This window comes from Streptomyces sp. NPDC047130 (assembly GCF_040643475.1).
In the GTDB taxonomy this organism is placed as follows: Bacteria; Actinomycetota; Actinomycetes; order Streptomycetales; family Streptomycetaceae; genus Streptomyces.
Map to the genome: position 1 here is coordinate 197,545 of NZ_JBEYUK010000009.1, position 19,899 is coordinate 217,443.

Below are 19,899 nucleotides of genomic sequence, written 5' to 3' on the forward strand. Positions count from 1 at the left end.
CACCGGTCGCCCCGGCGCGGCGGGCGGCCGGCTCCACCGCGCCCGGCAGGCGGGGCGGCCACCCGCCGCCGCCCGGTGAACGCGGGGTCAGGCGCCGCGGCGGCCGCGGGCGAGGGCCGTCGCGCCGAGGAGGAGGACCACGCCGGCCCCCGCCGCGGGGTACGCCCACCCGGGCGCGCCGGGGCCCCCGGCCGCGTCCTCGGGCCCGTCCCCGAAGTACCGCTCGCGGTAGGGGTGCGCCGGCCGCCGCTCCTCCGGTTCCGCCTTCTCCGCCGCCCGCAGCGCCGCGACCGGGTCCAGCAGCCCGTGCCCCCGGGAGTCGTCCCGCCCGCCGTCGGGCGCGTTGCGCGCCGTGTCCTCGAGCAGCCGCTTCACCTGGGCCGGCGACAGGTCCGGGTGCGCGGACTTCAGCAGCGCCGCCGCCCCGGACACCCACGCCGCCGCCGCGCTGGTGCCCCAGCCCTCGTAGTACTGCCCGTCCGGGTCGGCCGTGACGACGTCCACCCCCGGCGCGCTGACCGTGGCGTACCACCGGCGGGTGGAGAAGTCGGCCCGCTTCCCGTCCTGGTCGACCGCCGTCACCGCGATGACCCCCGGGTACGCCGCCGGGTAGGACACCCGGTTGCCGGACTCGCCGCCGTTGCCGGCCGAGGCCACCACCACGACCCCCTTGGCCAGGGCGTACTGGACCGCCTCGTCCTGTTCCCGCTCGGGGTGCGCGGACCGGGAGTCGTCGCCCAGCGAGAGGTTGATGACGTCCGCGCCGTGGTCGACGGCCCAGCGGATGCCCTCGGCGAGCGCGTCGGCGCGGGTGCGGCGGGCCTTGGCGAGCTGCGGGTCGTCCTCCTCGAGGATCACCCGCACCGGGAGGATCCGCGCCTCGGGCGCCAGCCCCATGACGCCGTCGCCGTCGTTCCAGCCGTGGCCGTGACCGGCGATGATGCCCGCCATGGCGGTGCCGTGCCCGGCCCAGGCGTCGTCGCCCGGTCCGGCGCCGAAGCCGACCAGGTCCTTGCCCGGCAGGACGTTGCCCGCGAGGTCGGGGTGGTCGGGGTCCACGCCGGTGTCGAGCACGGCGACGGTGACGCCCTCGCCGCGCGTGGTCCGCCAGGCCTGCTCCGCGCGCAGCTCCCGCAGGGCCCACTGCCCGTCCCGGATCAGGTCGGCGTGCGCCGCGGGGAGGGGCAGCAGCACCAGGGTCGCGCCCAGCACGGCGGCCAGCGCGGCGCCGCGGCGGCGGCCCCGGCGCACCGGGCCGCGGCCGGAGGCCCGCGCCTGCCCGGCGGCGGGCGGCACCGGCCCCGGCGTGTCGTTCACGTCGGCGGCGTCGACGGCGGCAGCAGCGGCGTCGGCGGCGGCGGTGTCGGTCACGAGGGGGTCTCCCGGTAGGGGGCGACGGTCCTGCGCAGGTCCTGGGCGAACAGGCCGGCCAGCCGCCCGGCGTCGTGACCGAGCCCGGCCTGGGCGGGGGCGGCGTTGGTGGAGCCCTGGAGGGCCTCCGGCGCGGGCACCGGCTTCTCCACCGCCCGTCCGTCCGCCCAGCCGGAGACGGCGTAGACGATCACGGGGGTCTCGGTCAGCACGTCCAGCGCCCAGGCCGCGCGCTGGCCGTCGCCGAACCCCTCGGCGGGGGTGCCCTCGGCCGCGTACGGGCGGGGCAGCCGGTCGGCGCTGACGTCCAGCCCGTCCTCCCGGACCCGGGTGCGCAGGGCCCGCATCTCGTCGGCGTCCCCCTCGGTGAAGAGCAGGCCGACGGTGACCAGGTGGCTGCCGGTGGCGTCGGTGTAGGTGGCGCGGAGCAGGCGTTCGCAGCCGACGGTTGCGAGGGTCTTGTGCAGCGCGGGGTCGAAGGCGTCGGAGCACCCGCTGTCGGGGGCGACCGCGACGCGGTTCCAGGTGCGGTCCGCGCCGCCGGGGCCCAGGTCCCGGCCCTTGACGGTGGGCGGGAAGAGCTCGTCGACCGGGGTGGTGCGCCACAGGGCGCGGGCCTCCGCGTAGGCGTCCCCCCCGCCCTCCCCGCCGCTGGTGATCGCGGCGGTGGTGCCGGCGGCCAGCAGTCCTGTCCCGAGCAGTCCGCAGGCCAGGGCCGCTCCCATCCGCCCCCGTCCCCGCGGACGGAACGGGGCGCCGGGAACGGGCGGCGGCGTCACCGTCGCGGAGGTCCCGGCGACGGGCGGAGCCCACGGCGGCCGCGCGGGCGGGCGCTCGGCGGACAGGGCGGCCGGCGGAGCGGCGGAAGCCGGGGGCACCGGGGCGGGAACGCCCGGCACCGGGGCGGAAGCGGGCGGCGACGGGGCGGCGGGGCCGGGCGGGACCGGACGCAGCCGGACGGTGGTCTCCTGGGCCGTCGGCCGGGAGCCCACGGCGGGCGGCGCGTCGGGGAAGCGCGCGGACGCGGCGGGTGGCGGCGGCGTCCGGTCGCGGGCCGGGTCCGCGCTCTCGCGGCGGTGCGGGGGAACGGTCATGGGAGAGGGTGGGGGATCGTGCGGCGGCCGGGCCGGGGGGAACGGACGGCGCGCTTCCGTGCTCATCTCCACCCCCGCCTCCGTGCCTGGTGTGCGCGTCACTCTACGGCCAGACGCGCCCGGCCGGGGAACCGGTTCTCGGCGTCGCGGCATCTGCCCGGATCGTCCCCCTACCCTGGCGTGCGCATGCCTGGCAGTCTGCGTCCATGACAGCCCGAGCCACCGATCGCACCCGGTACGACCGGGCCACCGCGCACCTCGACGCCCCTCTGGCCGTGGTCGATGTGGAGGCCTTCGACGCCAACGCCGACGACCTGGTCCGCCGGGCGGGCGGCAAACCGGTCCGGGTGGCCAGCAAGTCGGTGCGCTGCCGCGCCCTGCTGGAACGCGTCCTGGCCCGCCCGGGGTTCGCCGGGATCATGTCCTTCACGCTGCCCGAGTCGCTGTGGCTGGCCCGGGCGGGCTTCGAGGACGTGCTGTGCGCCTATCCGTCCGCGGACCGCTCCGCCTTCGCGGAGCTGTGCTCCGACCCCAAGCTGGCCGCCGCGGTGACGGTGATGGTGGACGACCCGGCGCAGCTGCGGCTGATCGAGGAGGCGCGGGGCGCGGGCGGGGAGACGGTCCGGGTCTGCCTCGAGCTGGACACCTCGCTGCGGCTGCTGGGCGGACGGGTCCGGGTGGGCGCCCGGCGCTCCCCGCTGCACGCCCCCGAGCAGGTGGCGGAGATGGCGCGGGCGGTGGCGGGGCGCCCCGGCTTCCGGCTGGTGGGCCTGATGGCGTACGAGGGTCACGTCGCCGGGGTGGGGGACGCGGTGGCGGGCAAGCCGCTGAAGTCCCGCGCGGTGCGGCTGATGCAGTCGGCGGCGCGGCGTGAACTGGCGGCGCGCCGGGCGGCTGCGGTCCGCGCGGTGCGGGAGGCCGCGCCGCACCTGGAGTTCGTCAACGGCGGCGGCACCGGCAGCGTGCAGCACACGGCGGCGGAGGAGGCGGTCACCGAGATCGCCGCCGGCTCGGGCCTGTTCGCGCCGCGGCTGTTCGACGACTACACGTCCTTCCGGGCCCGGCCCGCCGCCCTGTTCGCCCAGCCGGTGGTCCGGCGTCCCGGCGTGGGCGTGGTGACGGTCCTGGGCGGCGGCTACCCGGCCTCCGGCGCCCCCGGCCGGGACCGGCTCCCCCAGCCGTACCTGCCGGAGGGGCTGCGGTACGACCCGATGGAGGGCGCAGGGGAGGTGCAGACGCCGCTGATGGGGTCGGCGGCGGACGACCTGCTCGTGGGCGACCGGGTGTGGTTCCGCCACGCCAAGGCGGGCGAGCTGTGCGAACGCTTCGCCGCCCTCCACCTGGTCGAGGGCGACCGGGTCGTCCGCACGGTGCCGACCTACCGGGGCGAGGGCATGACCTTCCTGTGAGCCGCCGGCTCACCCCGCACCACGCCGGGCCGCCCGCCGGGCGGTCCTACAGCGGCTGGTCGGGGATCACCGTGCCGTCGTCCCGCCGGACCGGCGCGCCGGTGCCGTCGGGGCGGGTGAAGGCGGTCGTCGAACAGGGGTGGTGGCCGCGCTCGGCGGGGAGCGGCCGGATGAACATCGGCTGGACCAGCCACCGGCCGTCGGCGTTGTCGCGGGCCCGGCAGAGGATCTCCGGCTTCCGCCGGTCCAGCACCACCCGCAGTCCGGAGGCGTCGCCGACGAAGGTGACGTCGGTGTCCGCGTCCCCGGCGCCCAGCAGGGGACGTCGCGCGGGCTGCTGCCGCTGCCAGGCGGCGGCGCCGCGGACCCCGTAGATCTCCTCGTTGACCCAGCAGCGCTTGCCGTCGACGTAGGGGATGACCTCGCCCCTGTTCGTGCCGACCGCCCCGCAGCCTTCGGCGTCCAGGGTGATCCGGCCGCGGGCGTCGGTGACGGCGCGGATGGCGACGGTGTGGGCGGCGTCCACCCCGACAGGCTTCGCCCAGACCTCGGTGACGGGCTCGAACCCGGCGGAGACCACGTACACCGCGAACCCGGCCCGCTGCAGCGCCCGGATCAGCTCCCGCTGCTGCTCGTAGGGGCGGACCCAGCCCGGCACGGACCGGGTGCCCAGCCGGACGGTGGACCCGACCGGCGCGGCCAGCGCCTCCTTGCGCGCGGCGGAGGCGATCTCGCGGACCTCCTGCGGGGTGAGGCCGGCGAACAGCCGGGGCACCCAGGCGTACTGGGGCACGGTGCGGCGGTGGTTCCAGTTCCCGGCGAAGGCGGGTTCGCCGGCGGCGGTGCGGGCGGTCTCGCGGATCAGCGAGATCTCGTCGGCGCAGGCCGGCATCGCGGAGGTCGGCATGGCCCCGCCCGCCGGCTTGCGCCCGCAGGCGGTGCGCAGGGCGGTCTCGGCGGCGGGGGTGAGCCAGGGGCTGGTGTCGGACCAGTCGGCGGGCCGCCGCAGCCGGTCGTGGCGCAGGGCCCACGACAGGGTGGCGTCGGTGACGTCGTTCTTGACGACGGTGTTGTCCCAGTCGAAGACCGCGACCGGCGGCGTGCCGCGCCGGCCGGTGGCGCACGGGCCGCGGGTGTCGATCAGCCGCTGCAGCCGCTCCCGGTTGTCACCGCTCCACTCCCCCGTGAGCCGGGGGCAGCGGCTCTCACGGCCGACCCCGGCGGCCGGCGCGTCCCCGGCGGACGGGGCGGTCGGCGCGGCCGAGGCGGGCGGGGCGGCCGGCGCGGGCGGGGCGGCCGGCGCGGCCGAGGACGGAACCGCCGCGGCCACCAGGGTGGTGGCCGCGGCGAGGGTCCGGGCGGCACGGAGGAGCAGGCGACGGTGCGTCAGGTGTCCCATATGTCCGGGACCGTACACCGGCGTCCGCTACAGGGGCGTGACGTACGCGCCCGAGATGCCGCCGTCCACCAGGAAGTCGGTGGCGTTGACGAACGAGGAGTCGTCGCTGGCGAGGAAGGCCACCGCGGCGGCGATCTCCTCGGCGTCGGCGAACCGGCCGACCGGGATGTGCACCAGCCGGCGCGCGGCGCGCTCCGGGTCCTTGGCGAACAGCTCCCGCAGCAGGGGCGTGTTGACGGGCCCGGGGCACAGGGCGTTGACCCGGATGCCCTCCCGGGCGAACTGCACGCCGAGTTCGCGGGACATGGCGAGCACGCCGCCCTTGGAGGCGGTGTAGGAGATCTGCGAGGTGGCCGCGCCCATCCGGGCGACGAAGGACGCGGTGTTGATGATGGAGCCCCGGCCCTGTCGCCGCATGTAGGGGATGGCGGCCTTGCAGCACAGGTACACCGAGGTGAGGTTGACCTCCTGGACCCGCTTCCACGCCTCCAGGCCGGTGTCCAGGATGGAGTCGTCGTCGGGCGGGGAGATGCCGGCGTTGTTGAAGGCGATGTCGACCGAGCCGTATGTCTCGTACGCGGTGCTGAACAGGGCCTCGACCTGCTCCGGGTCGGTGACGTCGACCTGGACGAAGGTGCCGCCGACCTCCTCGGCGGCGGCCTTGCCGGTGGTCTCGTCGACGTCGCCGCAGACGACGTGCGCGCCCTCGGCGGCGAGCCGCCGGACGGTGGCCAGGCCGATGCCGCTGCCGGCGCCGGTGACGACGGCGGTGCGGCCGACGAGACGGCGGCAGACGACTTCCCTGTCGGTGCCGGTCCGGCCGGTGCCGGTCGGGCTGGTGTCGCTCATCGGTCGGTGCCCTCCGTGCTGATGAAGACGTTCTTGGTCTCGGTGAAGGCGGCCAGGGCGTCCGGGCCGAGTTCGCGGCCGATGCCGGACGCGCCGAAGCCGCCGAAGGGGGTCCAGTAGCGGACGCTGGAGTGGGAGTTGACCGACAGGTTGCCGGCCCGCACGGCGCGGGAGACCCGCAGCGCGCGGCCCACGTCACGGGTCCACAGCGAGCCGGAGAGGCCGTACTCGGTGCCGTTGGCGAGCCGGACGGCGTCCGCCTCGTCCTCGAAGGGCAGCACCACGGCGACCGGCCCGAAGATCTCCTCGCACGCCGCGGGGGCCTCCGGGGAGAGACCGGTGAGCACCGTCGGCGGGAACCAGAAGCCCGGCCCCTCGGGCGCCCTGCCGCGGATCGCGGGCGTGCCGCCGTCGCCGCGGGCGCCCTCCACGTAGGCGCCGACCCGCTCGAGCTGGGCGCGGGAGATCAGCGGGCCCATCTGGGTCCGCTCGTCGGCCGGGTCCCCCACCCGCACCGACTCGACGGCGGGTTCCAGCAGTTCCAGGAACCGGTCGTACACCGGCCGCTGCACCAGGATCCGGGTGCGGGCGCAGCAGTCCTGGCCGGCGTTGTCGAGGAAGGCCATGGGGGCGGCGGCCGCGGCGGCCTCCAGGTCGGCGTCGGCGAAGACGATGTTGGGGCTCTTGCCGCCGAGTTCCAGGGTGATCCGCTTGACCTGGTCGGAGCAGAGCGCCATCACCCGTCGGCCGACCCGGGACGAGCCGGTGAAGACGATCTTGGCGACGCCGGGGTGCCGCACCAGCGCCTCGCCCGCGACGTCGCCGCGTCCGGGAAGCACCTGGAGCAGGTCCTCGGGCAGTCCCGCCTCCAGGGCCAGTTCGGCCAGGCGCAGGGCGGTGAGCGGGGTGGTCTCGGCGGGCTTGAGGACCACCGCGTTGCCCGCGGCCAGGGCGGGGGCGAAGCCCCAGGCGGCGATGGGCATCGGGAAGTTCCACGGCACGATCACGCCGATCACGCCGAGCGGTTCGAGGAAGGTGACGTCGATGCCTCCGGCGACCGGGATCTGGCGGCCGGTGAGCCGTTCCACGCCGCCGGCCGCGTAGTCCAGCAGGTCGCGGACGTTGCCGGCCTCCCAGCGGGCGTTGCCGACAATGTGTCCGGCCTCCCGGACCTCCAACTGGGCGAGTTCCTCCAGGTGTTCGTCGACGACGGCCGCGAAGCGGCGGAGCTGCCGGGCCCGTTCGCCCGGGGCGAGCGCCGCCCAACCGGTCTGGGCGCGGGCGGCCCGGCGCACGGCGTCGTCGACGTCCGCGGCGGTGGCGCCGGGGACGGAGGCGATGGTCTCCCCGGTGGCGGGGTCGAGCACGTCGAGGGGGGAGGAGTCGGTCATGCGCGGTCTCACAGTCGTTCGAAGGAGCGGCGCAGCTCCCAGTCGGTGACGGCGGCGTCGAAGGCGGCGACCTCGACACGGGCCATGTTCAGGTAGTGGTCGACCACCTCGTCGCCGAAGGCGGCGCGGGCCAGGTCGCTGTGCTCCCAGAGGTCGGCCGCGTCCCGCAGGGTGCCGGGCACCCGCGGGTACCCGGCGGCGTAGGCGTTGCCCGGGCAGGCGTCGGGGAGTTCCAGCTTGCGCTCGATGCCGTGCAGTCCGGCCGCGACCATCCCGGCCAGCGCCAGGTAGGGGTTGACGTCGCCGCCGGGCAGCCGGTTCTCGAACCGCAGCGACTGCCCGTGGCCGACGACGCGCAGCGCGCAGGTGCGGTTGTCCTGGCCCCAGGCGACGGCGGTGGGCGCGAAGGAGCCGGGCTGGAACCGCTTGTAGGAGTTGATGTTGGGCGCGTACAGCAGCGTGAACTCCCGCAGCGCGGCGAGCTGTCCGGCCAGGAAGTGCCGCATGGTGTCGGACATGCCGTGCTCGCCGTCGCCGGACATCACGCTGCGCCCGTCGCCGTCCCAGAGCGACAGGTGCACGTGGCAGGAGTTGCCCTCGCGCTCGTTGTACTTGGCCATGAAGGTGAGGGAGACGCCTTCCTGGGAGGCGATCTCCTTGGCGCCGGTCTTGTAGAGGGCGTGCTGGTCGCAGGTGGTCAGCGCCTCGTCGTAGCGGAACGCGATCTCGTGCTGGCCGGGGTTGCACTCCCCCTTGGCGGACTCCACGGTCATCCCGGCGGCGGCCATCTCGTTGCGGATGCGGCGCAGCAGGGGTTCCATCCGGCCGGTGCCGAGGACCGAGTAGTCGACGTTGTACTGGTTGGCGGGGGTGAGGCCGCGGTAGCCGGCGTCCCAGGCCTGCTCGTAGGTGTCCTTGAAGACGATGAACTCCAGCTCGGTGCCGGCCCTGGCGGTGAGTCCGTGGGCGGCCAGCCGGTCGAGCTGGCGGCGCAGGATCTGGCGGGGCGCGGCGGCCACCGGGCTGCCGTCGGCCCAGGCGAGGTCGGCGGTGAGCAGGGCGGTGCCGGGGTGCCAGGGGATCCGGCGCAGGGTGCTGACGTCGGGGTACATGGCGAAGTCGCCGTAGCCGTGGTCCCAGGAGGACATGGCGTACCCGTCGACGGTGTTCATCTCGGTGTCCACGGCGAGCAGGTAGTTGCAGCCCTCGGTGCCGTGGTCGAGCACCTCGTCGAGGAAGAACCGGGCGGCGAACCGCTTGCCCTGCAACCGCCCCTGCATGTCGGTGAAGGCGAGGACGACGGTGTCGATCTCCCCGGCCGTCACCAGGGCCTTGAGTTCGTCCACACCGAGCGGGGGTGTGCGGTCGGCCACGGGGTGGTCCTCCTTCGGGCTCGCGCACAGGCCCTGCGGCCTGCCGGAATCCATAACGTAGGGCGTGCGGAGCGGGCGAGGGAAGGGGGCGCGGCGGGACTCCTGGGGCCGCCGCCGCCGACCGTGACCGGTGGTGTTCCGGTTGAAAAGGCGGGCCGGAGCGATCAGGGTGTGCGGCAGGACCGGCCGGAAGGGCGGGACCCGGCCGGCGCGGCACCACCGGGGCCGCGCCGGCGGAACCAGGGAGAGAGGCAGCCGCATGTCCGAGCGTCCGCTGATCGGGCTCAGCACCTACCTGGAGGCGGGGGTGCGGTGGGGCTCCTGGGAGCTGGACGCGGCGCTGCTGCCGTCCGGCTACCACCGGCTGGTGCAGCGGGCGGGCGGGATCGCGCTGCTGCTGCCGCCGGACGTGCCCGGGCGGGCGGCGGAGGCGGTGGCACGCCTGGACGGGCTGCTCGTCGCGGGCGGGCCGGACGTCGACCCCTCCCACTACGGCGCGCGGCGGGACCCGCGCACCGGGCCGCCGGCGCCCGAGCGGGACGCGTGGGAGCTGGCGCTGATCCACGCGGCGCTCCGGGCGCGGGTGCCGCTGCTGGGGGTGTGCCGGGGGATGCAGCTGCTCAACGTCGCCCTGGGGGGCACGCTGACGCAGCACGTGGACGGCCACGCGGAGGCGCCGGGGGTGTTCGGGCGGCACGAGGTGATGCCGGTGGCCGGGACGCGGTACGCCGAGCTGGTGCCGGAGGTGACGTCGGTGCCGACCTACCACCACCAGGCGGTGGAGCGGCTGGGGGCGGGCCTGGTCGTCTCGGCGCGGGCCGTCTCCGACGGGACGGTCGAGGCCGTCGAACGCCCCGGCGCCGACTGGGTCATGGGCGTCCAGTGGCACCCCGAGATGTGCACCGACCTCCGCCTGCTGAGTGCCCTGGTCGGCTCGGCGGCGCGCGTCCGGGCGTGAGCGGGGGCCTCAGACGCGGGTCAGGGAGAGCAGTTCCCTGGCCGGTCCCACCGGGCGGTGGCCGACGGGCCAGACGGCGCGGAGGTCCCGGCGGAGGCGGACCTCCGGGTCGAGGGTCACCGGGACCAGACGCCGGGCCGCGACCTCCTCGGCGACCGCCAGTTCACTGACCACGGCCGGTCCCGCGCCGCCGACCGCCGCCGACTTCACCGCCGTGGTGGAGGACAGTTCGATCAGCGGGCGGGCCACCCCGCCCAGGGCGTCCTCGAGGACCTGCCGCGTCCCGGACCCCTCCTCCCGCAGGATCAGCGGGGTGCCGGCCAGCTCCTCCCCCGGCACCGGTCGCCGGCGCCGCGCCCAGGGGTGGCCGGGGGCGACGACCACCAGCAGCAGGTCGTGGGCGACCACCGCCGAGTCCAGCCCTTCCGGCACGGAGAGCCCTTCGACGAACCCGAGGTCCGCCTCGCCGGAGCGGACGCGGCGCGCCACCTCCGCCGAGTTCCCGGCGTGCAGCGACACCGCCGTGCCGGGCCGCCGCTCGCTGAGCGCGATCAACCAGCCCGGCAGCAGGTACTCGGCGATCGTCATGCTCGCCGCCACCCGCAGCCGCGAGTCGCGCCGGTCCTGCAGGGCCCGTGTGCCGGCGTCGAACGCCGCCGCGGCCTCCACGACCTTGCGGGCCCAGTCCGCGACCAGTTGCCCGGTGTCGGTGAGCCGCGACCCGCGCGGCGAGCGGTCGACCAGGGCCAGCCCCAGGTGGCGTTCCATGGACCGCACCCGGCTGCTGGCCGCCGGCTGCGAGATTCCCAGCTCCCGGGCGGCCCGGCCCAGGCTCCCCAGCCGCGCCACCGCCAGCAGCAGCTCCAGCGCCCCGAGGTCCGGCACCCGGTGGGCCAGCGATCCGGGGACGTCCGATGCCGCCGCGTGGCCGGCCCCGGAGGCCGGGGACGCGACGGCGTGATGATCGTCGGAGCTGCTCATAACCTCAGCTTATGCCCCCATAGGGAGGATGCCTCTCCCGGTCCGGACCGCCCCCGCGGACGATGGGGACATGATCCGCGCGGTACGTCATCTCGGCCCCAACTGGTACGCGTCCGTCATGGGGACCGCCGTGGTCGGCACGGCGGGAGCCGGTCTGCCGCTCGGCCCGTGGGTGCCGCGGACGCTGTGGACCGCCGTGTGGGCGCTCTCCGCGCTGATGCTGGCGGTCCTGCTGGCCGCCCGCGCGCTCCACTGGCGCCACCACCGCGACCAGGCCCTCCGTCACCTGCTGGACCCGGCCGTCGCCCCGTTCTACGGCTGCGCGGCGATGGCGCTGCTGGCGGTCGGCGGCGGCGCGCTCGCGGTCGGGCGGGACTGGATCGGGCTGCCCGCCGCCGTCGCCGTGGGCCTCACGCTGTTCACGGCCGGCACGGTGGCCGGGCTGGTCGCGGCCGTCGCGGTGCCGTACCTGATGATCGTGCGCCACCGCCCGTCCGCGGCGGACGCGGCGCCCGCCTGGCTGCTGCCCCTGGTCGCGCCGATGGTCTCGGCCGCGCTCGGCCCGCAGTTGGTCCCGCACCTGCCCGGGGGCGCCGCCCGGCAGACCCTGCTGGTCCTGTGCCTGGCGCTGTTCGGTCTCAGTCTGCTGGCGGTGCTGGTGGTCCTGCCGGCCGTGGTCGCCCGTCTGCTCACCGCGGGGCCGCTGCCGCTCGCCCTCACCCCGACGCTGTTCCTGGTCCTCGGCCCGCTGGGCCAGTCCACGACCGCCGTGGGGAACTTCGCGGTGGCCGCGCCGGGCACCGTGCCGGGTCCGTTCGCCGGGGCGCTGGAGGCGGTTGCGGTGCTCTACGGCGTGCCGGTGACCGGCTTCGCCCTGCTCTGGCTGGCCCTGGCCACCGCGCTGCTGGTGCGGGCGGTGCGCGCCGGGATGGGGTTCGCGATGACCTGGTGGGCGTTCACCTTCCCGGTGGGCACCTGCGTCACCGGCGCGACGGCGCTCGGGCTTCGGACCGGGCTGGCCGTGTTCGACGCCCTCGCGGTGCTCCTCTTCGCGGCCCTGGTCACGGCCTGGGCCGCCGCGGCCTTCCACACGGTCCGGGGCCTGCTCCGGGGCCGTCTCCTCGCCCCTCCCGCGCCACCCGTAGGCCCCGCGCCGCCGCGCGAGCCCGTGCCCCCGCCCGCGTCCGCGCCCACGCCCACGCCCACGCCCACGGGCCAGGTCCCGCCGCCGGTCACGGTGTAGCGACCGCGGGGAGGCGTCAGCGCGCCCGGTCCTGCGTGGCCTCGATGTGCTCGGCCACCGCGACCACCACCACCCGCGTCCCCGGCTCGGTGGCCCGCCACCGGTGCCGGACCCCGCCGGTGAGGTACAGGGTGTCACCGCGCCCGAGCCGGTAGGCGCGGCCCTCGGCCTCGACCTCCACCGCCCCGTCGGCGACGTACATCAGCTCGTCGTTGCGGTGCTGGAACTCCCGCCCCGCGTCGTACTCCCCGCTGAACTCGGTGGCGTGCATCTGGTGGTGTCCGCGCACCAGGGTCCGGGTCCGCACCTCCGCCCCGGCCGGTCCCAGGGTCGCGTCGCCGGTGTGCGGCCCGGTGCCGGACGCGCCGCCGCGGGAGTCGTCGCCGAAGCCCTCGCCCCGCACCACGTCCACGCTGCAGGCCGGGTCGGCCGCGGCCAGCAGCTCCACCGCCGTGGTGCGCAGCGCGTCGGCGACCTTCTCCAGGGACCGTTGGCTGGGCCGCGCCCGCTCGTTCTCGATCTGACTGAGGAACGGCACGGACAGGCCGCTCCGCTCGGCCACCGCGGCGAGGGTGAGCTCCAGCGCGCGGCGGCGCCGCCGGACGGCCGCCCCCACCCGCAGGGGCTGTTCCTTGTGGTCGCCCATCGCTCCGGCTCCCTCCCTCGCTGTGTCGGCGCGCGCCGGGACGGCCCGCGCGTAACTCCATGGTGCGGGAAGTCCTTCTCCGGACTTCCTTGACCCCCGGCCCTCCGGCCAAACGGAACTCGACGGACCGTCACGTCCCGCGTCCGCGGCGCGACGGTCCGGTACGAACGGACTCCCACCCCGGCCGCGAGGGCAACCGGGGTGGGAGCGTAGCACTACGTGGCCGTTCGAATCCTCCCTGTGCACGAGGAGGCTTCCGGCCGGGAGCCGTCAGGTGCCGGAGGTCATCCGCTTCGGCACGTCGGGGTGCTCCTCGAGCCAGGCGGCGACGGCCTCGGGCTCCTTGCCCTGTCCCCTGCGGACGATCTCGGCCTCCAGGGAGGCCAGTTCCTTCTCGGTCATACGGAAGCCCTTGATCCAGCCGGCGAGCCGCGGGTACTGCTCCGGGAAGTCCTTCGCGGCGATGGTGTGGATCTTGTTTCCCTCGCCCCAGGCCCCCTTCGGATCCTTGACCTTGGTGAGCTCGTACTCGTCGTAGGACCAGTGCGGGGACCACAGGGTGACCGCGACGGGCTTCTTCTCCGCGTAGGCGCGCTTGAGTTCGGTGAGCATGGCCGGTGTGGAGCTGTCGACGACCTCGTACTCCTCCTCGAGCCCGTAGGCCGGCAGCACGTCCTTCTTCAGCAGGCTCATCTGGCCGGTGCCGGGCTCGATGCCGACGATCCTGCCGTCGAACTCGTCGGCGCGGCCCTTCAGGTCCTCCATGGAGTCGATGCCCTCGACGTAGGACGGCACCGCGATCTCCAGCGAGGTGGGTTCGTACCAGCTGCCGAGGTCGACGAGGTCGTCCTTGCTCTTCTCCCAGAAGTTGCCCTGGGCGTGCGGCAGCCAGGCGTCGAAGTTGAGGTCGATGTCCCCGCCCGCCAGGCCGGTGTAGACCGGGCCGACGTCCATCTGCTTGAGGTTCATCGTGTAGCCGCGTTCCTCGAGGACGTGCTTCCACAGGTAGGTGATCGCGATGTCCTCCTCCCACGGGAACCAGGCGACCTCCAGCGGGTGCTCGGTCTCCTTGCCGCCCCCGGATCCGCCCGGCAGCGGCGCCCACTCGTCGACGAGTTCGGGGTGCTTCTTCAGCCAGTCCTTCACGGCCTTGTCGTGGTTGCCCTTGCCCGCCGCGTTGATCTCCGCCTCGAGGCCGGTGAGCTGCTTCTCGTCCATCCGGAAGTCGCGCAGCCAGTCGGCGACGACCGGGTTCTCGCCGGAGAAGCCGTCACGGGCCAGGGTGTAGATCTTGTCGCCCTTGCCCCAGACGCCCTTGGGGTCCTTGATCTTCTTGAGGTCGTAGTCGTTGTACGCCCAGTGCGGCGACCAGAGCGTCACCACGATCGGTTCCTTCGCCTCGTAGGCGCGCTTGAGCTCGGTGAGCATCGCGGGCGTGGAGCTGGCCTGGACCTGGTACTCGCCCTCCAGGCCGTAGGCGTCCAGCACCTTGTCCTTCAGCAGGGCCATCTCGCCGGCGCTGGGCTCGATGCCGGTGATCCTGCCGTCGAACTCGTCGGCGCGGCCCTTGAGGTCCTCCATGGAGTCGATGCCGTCCATGTAGGCGGGGACGGCGAGCTCCAGCGAGGTCGGGCCGTACCAGGCGCCCAGGCGCTCGACCTTGCCGCCGTGCTTCTCCAGGAAGGGGCCGGAGGTGGTGGGCAGCCAGGCGTCGGTCTGGAAGTCGATGTCGCCGTTGGCCAGCGCGGTGTAGAGCGGGGCCACCTCGTACTGCTGGGTCTCCACCTCGAAGCCGCGCTGCTCCAGGATGTTCTTCCAGACGAAGGTGGAGGCGACGGCCTCCTCCCAGGTGACGTAGCCGATGGTGATCTTCTCGCCCTTGCCGACGTTGCCGGGGTCGTCCGCGGTCGCGGGTCCGGCGGCGGTGCCGCCGAAGACGCCCAGCAGACCGGCGACCATCGCGAGCACGACCACGCCGACCCCGGCGACGACCGGGCGCGGACGGTGGCCGAGGAACCGCGCGTAGCCGGTCGCGCGGACCGCGGCGGCGGCGCGACGGCCCAGCGGGGAGACCTCGCGGCCCAGCGCGCCGGTCATCCGGTCCAGGTAGACGGCCAGGATCACGATGGAGATGCCGGCCTCCGCGCCGAGGCCCACGTCGAGCTGCCCGATGGCGGAGTTCACGGCGCCGCCGAGGCCGCCGGTGCCGACCATGCCGGCGATGGCCGCCATGGAGAGGCCCAGCATGATCACCTGGTTGACGCCCGCCATCACGGTGGGCAGGGCCAGCGGGAGCTGGACGCGGAGCAGGATGTTGCGGCGCGTGGTGCCGAAGGCCTCGGCCGCCTCGACGAGCTCCGGGTCGACCTGGCGGATGCCCAGCTCGGTCATCCGGACGCCGGGCGCCAGGGCGAAGATCAGGGTGGCGACGACGCCCGCCGGGGCGCCGGTGCCGAAGAAGAGCATCGCCGGGATCAGGTAGATCATCGCCGGGGTGGTCTGCATGAAGTCCAGCACCGGCCGGACCACGGCGCTCACCCGGTCCGAGCGGGCGGCCCAGATGCCGAGCGGCACGCCGATCACCAGGGCGATCACGGTCGCCACCAGGAGCAGCGCCAGCGTGATCATGGAGTCGGACCACAGGCCCAGGGCGTCGATGAAGGCGAAGCCCAGGAAGGAGAGGACACCGGCCGCGAGGCCGCGCAGGCGCCAGGCGACGACGGCGAGGATGCCGGCCAGGATCAGCGGCTCGGGAGCCTGGAGGACCGCGTTGATGCCGTCGAAGGCGCCGAGGAAGACGGCCTTGCAGAAGTCGAAGAACCAGGCGACGTTCTCGCGGAGCCAGTCGACCCCCGCGTCGACCCACTGGCCGAAGCTGATGCGCGGCATCAGGCGGCCACCCCCTTCGGGTCACCGCTGCCGGCGTCGCAGGCGACCGCCTCCGCGTCCTGGGGGATGTCGCCGATCACGCCGGCCAGCCGCTCCAGGGAGACCGAGCCGACCAGCCCGCCGTCCTCGTCGAGCACGGCGACCGGGTGGCCGGACCGGGCGCCGAGCGCGCAGAGTTCCTCGACCGGGGTGTCGGGCGTGGCGGTGGGGCAGCTGCAGTCGGCCGCGTCGCTGCGCGGGGCGGTGTCCATCACGGAGGCCGCGGTGAGCACCTTGGAGCGGTCCACGTCCCGGATGAAGGAGGCGACGTACTCGCCCTCCGGGCGGACCAGGATGTCCTCGGCGGTGCCGATCTGCACGATCTCGCCGTCCCGCATCACGGCGATCCGGTCGCCGAGGCGCATCGCCTCGTTGAGGTCGTGGGTGATGAAGACGATGGTCTTGTGGAGGGTCTTCTGCAGGTCCAGGAGCTGGTCCTGCATCTCACGGCGGATCAGCGGGTCCAGGGCGCTGAACGACTCGTCCATCAGCAGCAGGTCGGCGTCGGTGGCCAGCGCGCGGGCCAGGCCGACGCGCTGGCGCATGCCGCCGGAGAGCTCGTCGGGCCAGGACGTCTCCCAGCCCTCCAGCCCGCACAGCGCGAGCGCCTCGGTGGCGCGCCGCTCCCGCTCGGCGCGCGGCACGCCCTGGACCTCCAGGCCGTAGGCGGCGTTCTGCACCACGGTGCGGTGGGGGAAGAGCGCGAAGTGCTGGAAGACCATGCTGATCCGGCGTGAGCGCAGGGTGCGCAGCTCGGCGGCGCTCAGCGCGGCCAGATCCTGCCCGTCGAAGCTCACGGTTCCGGTGGTGGGCTCCAGGAGCCCGTTGAGCATGCGCAGCAGCGTGGACTTGCCGGATCCGGAGAGTCCCATGACCACGAAGATCTCGCCGGGTTCCACCGCGAACGAGGCGTCGATCACGGCGGCGGTGACGCCGTCGGTCCTCAGCTCTTCACGATCGGCGCCTTTGCGCAGTCGCTCCACCGCTTGCTCGGGTCTTCTGCCGAACACCTTGTAGACGTGCTCGGCCCGCAACCTGGATGACACGTTCAGCCCTTCGTCCTACCACCCGACATCGGAGGTCCATTGGCATGTGCAACGGGTCGGGTCAAGAGCCGTGCCTGCCCGACCCCGTCCAAGGCAAACGCTTGTTCAAGCCGCCTTCACGGCACGCTTACATTCGTGTCCCGCCCGAGACATGGCCCAACCACCGGTACGGCAAGATGGCGAGGCGTGACCGGACGACTGATGCTTCTCGACACCGCCTCCCTCTACTTCCGCGCCTACTTCGGCGTCCCCGAATCGGTGAAGGCGCCGGACGGCATGCCGGTGAACGCCGTGCGCGGCCTGCTGGACTTCATCGACCGCCTGGTGAAGGACCACCGCCCCGACGCGCTGGTGGCCTGCATGGACGCGGACTGGCGGCCGGCCTGGCGGGTGGAGCTGATCCCCTCCTACAAGGCCCACCGGGTGGCCGAGGAGACCGCCCAGGGCCCCGACACCGAGGTGGTCCCGGACACCCTCTCGCCGCAGGTCCCGGTGATCGAGGCCGTGCTGGACGCCCTGGGCATCGCCCGGGTCGGCGTGGCCGGGTACGAGGCCGACGACGTCATCGGCACCTTCACCGCGCGCGCGACCGGCCCGGTGGACATCGTCACCGGTGACCGCGACCTGTTCCAGCTGGTGGACGACGCCCGGGGGATCCGCGTGCTCTATCCGGTGAAGGGCGTCGGCAACCCGCAGATCATGGACGCGGCGGCCCTGCGGGAGAAGTACGGCGTGGACGGTGGCGGCTACGCCGACCTGGCGCTGCTGCGCGGCGACCCCAGCGACGGCCTGCCGGGCGTCCCGGGCATCGGCGAGAAGACCGCGGCCAAACTGCTGGAGAGGTTCGGCGACCTGGCCGGGATCGTGGCCGCGGTGGACGACCCCGCCTCCGGGCTCACTCCGGCGCAGCGCCGCCGCCTGGACGAGTCGCGTCCGTACCTGGCGGTGGCCCCGAAGGTGGTGCGGGTGGCCTCGGACGTGCCGCTGCCCGAGGTGGAGGTGGCGCTGCCCAGGGCGCCGCGCGACCCCGAGACGGTCCGGGCCCTCGCCGCGCGGTGGAACCTGGGCGGCTCGCTGCAGCGCCTCCTCACCACGCTGGAGGGGTGACGGCGACGGCCTCCCCGCCGGGGACGAGCCGGGAAACGCGGCGAAACTTTACCGCCGCACAAGGTCATCGACCGTGATTCGGTGTTAGCTTAGGGGAGCCTAAGCTAACTAGCAGGGAGGCCCGTCATGGCAGCGCGCCCGGTCCGCAAGACTCCTCAGCCGCACGTCGGGCGGGTGATCCGCACCGAGCGGCTCACTCCGCACATGCAGCGGGTGGTCTTCGGCGGCGACGGCCTGGCGGCGTTCGAGGCCGGGACGTGCACGGACCACTACGTCAAGCTGGTCTTCCCCGCCGACGGCGTCGAGTACCCCGAGCCCTTCAGCATGGCCCGGATCCGCGAGGAGTTCCCCCGCGAGCAGTGGCCGGTCACCCGTACCTACACGGTGCGCGCCTGGGACCCCGCGGCGCGCGAGCTGACCGTGGACTTCGTGGTCCACGGCGACGAGGGCCTGGCCGGCCCCTGGGCCCTGCGCGCGCGGCCCGGCGACACCCTCGTCATGCTGGGCCCCGGCGGCGCCTATGCCCCGGACCCGGCGGCCGACTGGCACCTGCTGGCCGGTGACGAGAGCGCGCTGCCGGCCATCGCCGCCGCCCTGGAGGCACTGCCGGAGGGCGCCGAGGTCCACGCGTTCGTGGAGGTCGCCGGTCCCGAGGACGAGCAGCCGGTCGACTGCGACGCCAAGATCGTCTGGCTGCACCGCGGTGACGCGCCGGTGGGCTCGCTGCTGGTCCCGGCCGTCGAGTCGCTGGTGTGGCCCGAGGGCCGCGTGCACGCCTTCGTGCACGGCGAGGCGGGCTTCGTGCGCGACCTGCGCCGGCTGCTGCGCGTCGAGCGCCAGGTCCCCCGCGAGGACCTCTCGGTCTCCGGCTACTGGCGTCTGGGCCACACCGAGGACCGCTGGCAGGCCGCGAAGCCGGAGTGGAACGCCGCCGTCGAGGCGGAGCAGGAGGGCGCCCCCGCGGACGCCCCGGTGCTCTCCCCCGCGGCCGCCTGACGCCCGGCCCGACGCCCCGCCCGGCCCGACGCCCCGCCCGGCCCGACGCCCCGCCCGGCCGGACGTCCCGCCGCCGGACACCGACCCCCCACCGCCGCCCGCTCCGCCTCCGCCGCCGCACCACGAAACCCGAACGCCGATGCCCCGCCGAGCCTCCGCCCCGCCCTCCCCCCTGCCGCAGCGCGACGGTGTCGACGCGGTGCGGCTCCGGCTTCCCGCGGGAGGCCCGGGGGCGACGGTCGGCGAGCATCTGAGGGCCCGGCTGGCGGCCGGTCCCGCACTGCTCGACGCGATGTTCGCCGCCGGGGAGATCGTCGGCGCGGACGGCCGCCCGGTGGATCCCGCGACGCCCTACCGGGCGGGGCTGTGCGTGTGGTTCCACCGCGACCTGCCCGACGAGGAACCGGTGCCGTTCCCCGTCGAGGTCGTGTACCGGGACGAGCACATCGTGGTCGCCGACAAGCCGCACTTCCTGGCCACCACCCCGCGCGGCGGCCATGTCGCCGAGACGGCGCTGGCCCGGCTGCGGCGTGACCTCGGCATCCCCGCCCTGACGGCCGCGCACCGGCTGGACCGGCAGACCGCCGGCCTGGTCCTGTTCACCGTGCGGCCCGAGGAGCGGGGCGCCTACCAGTCGCTCTTCCGGGACCGGCGGGTCACCAAGGAGTACGAGGCGATCGCTCCGTTCGACCCCGCGCTGGAGCTGCCGCGGGTGGTGCGCAGCAGGATGGTGAAGGAGCGGGGATCGCTGACCGCCCGCGAGGTGGAGGGCGAGGCCAACGCGGTCAGCCGGGTGGAGCTGCTGGAGCGGCGCGGCGGCCTGGCCCGGTACCGGCTGCTCCCGCACACCGGCCGGACGCACCAGTTGCGCGTCCACCTCTGCTCGCTGGGCGTGCCCATCCTCGGCGACCCGCTGTACCCCGAGGTGCTGCCGCCGGCCGCGCCCGGGGACTTCTCCCGGCCGCTCCAGCTGCTGGCCCGCGCCCTGGGCTTCACCGACCCGGTGACCGGCGTGCGCCACACCTTCCGCAGCGGGCGCGAGCTGGAGGGCTTCCCCTCCTGACCCGCGCCCGCCCTGACCCGGCGCCCGCCGACCCGGCGCCCGCCG

General features: G+C 75.0%; 16 protein-coding genes. 6 read left to right on the forward strand and 10 right to left on the reverse strand.

From position 1 onward, the window contains the following. Positions 1-87: 87 nt before the first annotated feature. Complete coding sequence (mycP, locus tag ABZ836_RS14550; protein ID WP_361142123.1) at positions 88-1,251, reverse strand: type VII secretion-associated serine protease mycosin; 1,164 nt, start codon at positions 1,249-1,251, stop codon at positions 88-90. 116 nt (positions 1,252-1,367) lie between these two features. Beyond that, positions 1,368-2,465, reverse strand: coding sequence for a hypothetical protein (locus ABZ836_RS14555; protein WP_361142090.1), 1,098 nt, complete (start codon positions 2,463-2,465; stop codon positions 1,368-1,370). Positions 2,466-2,671: 206 nt separating this feature from the next. On the opposite strand from ABZ836_RS14555, the gene ABZ836_RS14560 reads away from it, so the two are divergent. Continuing rightward, entirely contained in the window at positions 2,672-3,874 is a 1,203-nt protein-coding gene (locus tag ABZ836_RS14560; protein WP_356138052.1) for an amino acid deaminase/aldolase, read from the forward strand. A 46-nt stretch (positions 3,875-3,920) separates the two neighbouring features. Here ABZ836_RS14560 and ABZ836_RS14565 read toward each other — a convergent pair whose 3' ends face one another. Genes ABZ836_RS14565 through ABZ836_RS14580 form a run of 4 tightly spaced genes read right to left on the reverse strand, consistent with a single transcriptional unit; the run spans position 3,921 to position 8,886 of the window. Further along, positions 3,921-5,273, reverse strand: coding sequence for an HAD family hydrolase (locus ABZ836_RS14565; RefSeq protein WP_361142092.1), 1,353 nt, complete (start codon positions 5,271-5,273; stop codon positions 3,921-3,923). 27 nt (positions 5,274-5,300) lie between these two features. Beyond that, positions 5,301-6,122: a 3-oxoacyl-ACP reductase gene (locus ABZ836_RS14570; RefSeq protein ID WP_361142094.1), complete on the reverse strand. Its 822-nt coding sequence runs from the start codon at positions 6,120-6,122 to the stop codon at positions 5,301-5,303. Continuing rightward, a complete protein-coding gene (locus ABZ836_RS14575; protein WP_361142096.1) occupies positions 6,119-7,513 on the reverse strand; it encodes an aldehyde dehydrogenase family protein in 1,395 nt (464 codons plus the stop codon). The genes ABZ836_RS14570 and ABZ836_RS14575 overlap by 4 nt, the downstream gene beginning before the upstream one ends. A gap of 8 nt (positions 7,514-7,521) precedes the next feature. Beyond that, positions 7,522-8,886, reverse strand: a complete 1,365-nt coding sequence (locus ABZ836_RS14580) for a glutamine synthetase family protein (RefSeq protein ID WP_361142098.1) — start codon at positions 8,884-8,886, stop codon at positions 7,522-7,524. A 259-nt stretch (positions 8,887-9,145) separates the two neighbouring features. Between ABZ836_RS14580 and ABZ836_RS14585 the strand changes: the two genes are divergently transcribed. Then, entirely contained in the window at positions 9,146-9,844 is a 699-nt protein-coding gene (locus ABZ836_RS14585; RefSeq protein WP_356138061.1) for a gamma-glutamyl-gamma-aminobutyrate hydrolase family protein, read from the forward strand. Positions 9,845-9,853: 9 nt separating this feature from the next. Here the strand turns inward: ABZ836_RS14585 and ABZ836_RS14590 are convergent, their stop codons facing one another. After that, positions 9,854-10,825: a LysR family transcriptional regulator gene (locus tag ABZ836_RS14590; protein ID WP_361142100.1), complete on the reverse strand. Its 972-nt coding sequence runs from the start codon at positions 10,823-10,825 to the stop codon at positions 9,854-9,856. Between the two features lie 70 nt (positions 10,826-10,895). On the opposite strand from ABZ836_RS14590, the gene ABZ836_RS14595 reads away from it, so the two are divergent. Continuing rightward, positions 10,896-12,068, forward strand: coding sequence for a C4-dicarboxylate ABC transporter (locus ABZ836_RS14595; protein WP_361142102.1), 1,173 nt, complete (start codon positions 10,896-10,898; stop codon positions 12,066-12,068). A gap of 16 nt (positions 12,069-12,084) precedes the next feature. On the opposite strand, the gene ABZ836_RS14600 is transcribed toward ABZ836_RS14595, so the two are convergent. The 3 genes from ABZ836_RS14600 to ABZ836_RS14610 form a co-directional block, all read right to left on the reverse strand. Next, complete coding sequence (locus ABZ836_RS14600; RefSeq protein WP_361142104.1) at positions 12,085-12,714, reverse strand: XRE family transcriptional regulator; 630 nt, start codon at positions 12,712-12,714, stop codon at positions 12,085-12,087. Between the two features lie 270 nt (positions 12,715-12,984). Then, entirely contained in the window at positions 12,985-15,603 is a 2,619-nt protein-coding gene (locus tag ABZ836_RS14605; RefSeq protein ID WP_361142106.1) for an ABC transporter permease/substrate binding protein, read from the reverse strand. After that, positions 15,603-16,688, reverse strand: coding sequence for a betaine/proline/choline family ABC transporter ATP-binding protein (locus ABZ836_RS14610; RefSeq protein WP_361142108.1), 1,086 nt, complete (start codon positions 16,686-16,688; stop codon positions 15,603-15,605). The genes ABZ836_RS14605 and ABZ836_RS14610 overlap by 1 nt, the downstream gene beginning before the upstream one ends. A 201-nt stretch (positions 16,689-16,889) precedes the next feature. Between ABZ836_RS14610 and ABZ836_RS14615 the strand changes: the two genes are divergently transcribed. The 3 genes from ABZ836_RS14615 to ABZ836_RS14625 all read left to right on the forward strand — a co-directional run bounded on the left by ABZ836_RS14615 (position 16,890) and on the right by ABZ836_RS14625 (position 19,854). After that, a complete protein-coding gene (locus ABZ836_RS14615) occupies positions 16,890-17,795 on the forward strand; it encodes a 5'-3' exonuclease (protein ID WP_356138121.1) in 906 nt (301 codons plus the stop codon). A 126-nt stretch (positions 17,796-17,921) separates the two neighbouring features. Continuing rightward, positions 17,922-18,791, forward strand: a complete 870-nt coding sequence (locus tag ABZ836_RS14620; protein WP_356138073.1) for a siderophore-interacting protein — start codon at positions 17,922-17,924, stop codon at positions 18,789-18,791. A gap of 139 nt (positions 18,792-18,930) precedes the next feature. Further along, positions 18,931-19,854, forward strand: a complete 924-nt coding sequence (locus tag ABZ836_RS14625; RefSeq protein WP_356138075.1) for an RluA family pseudouridine synthase — start codon at positions 18,931-18,933, stop codon at positions 19,852-19,854. Positions 19,855-19,899 lie beyond the last annotated feature (45 nt).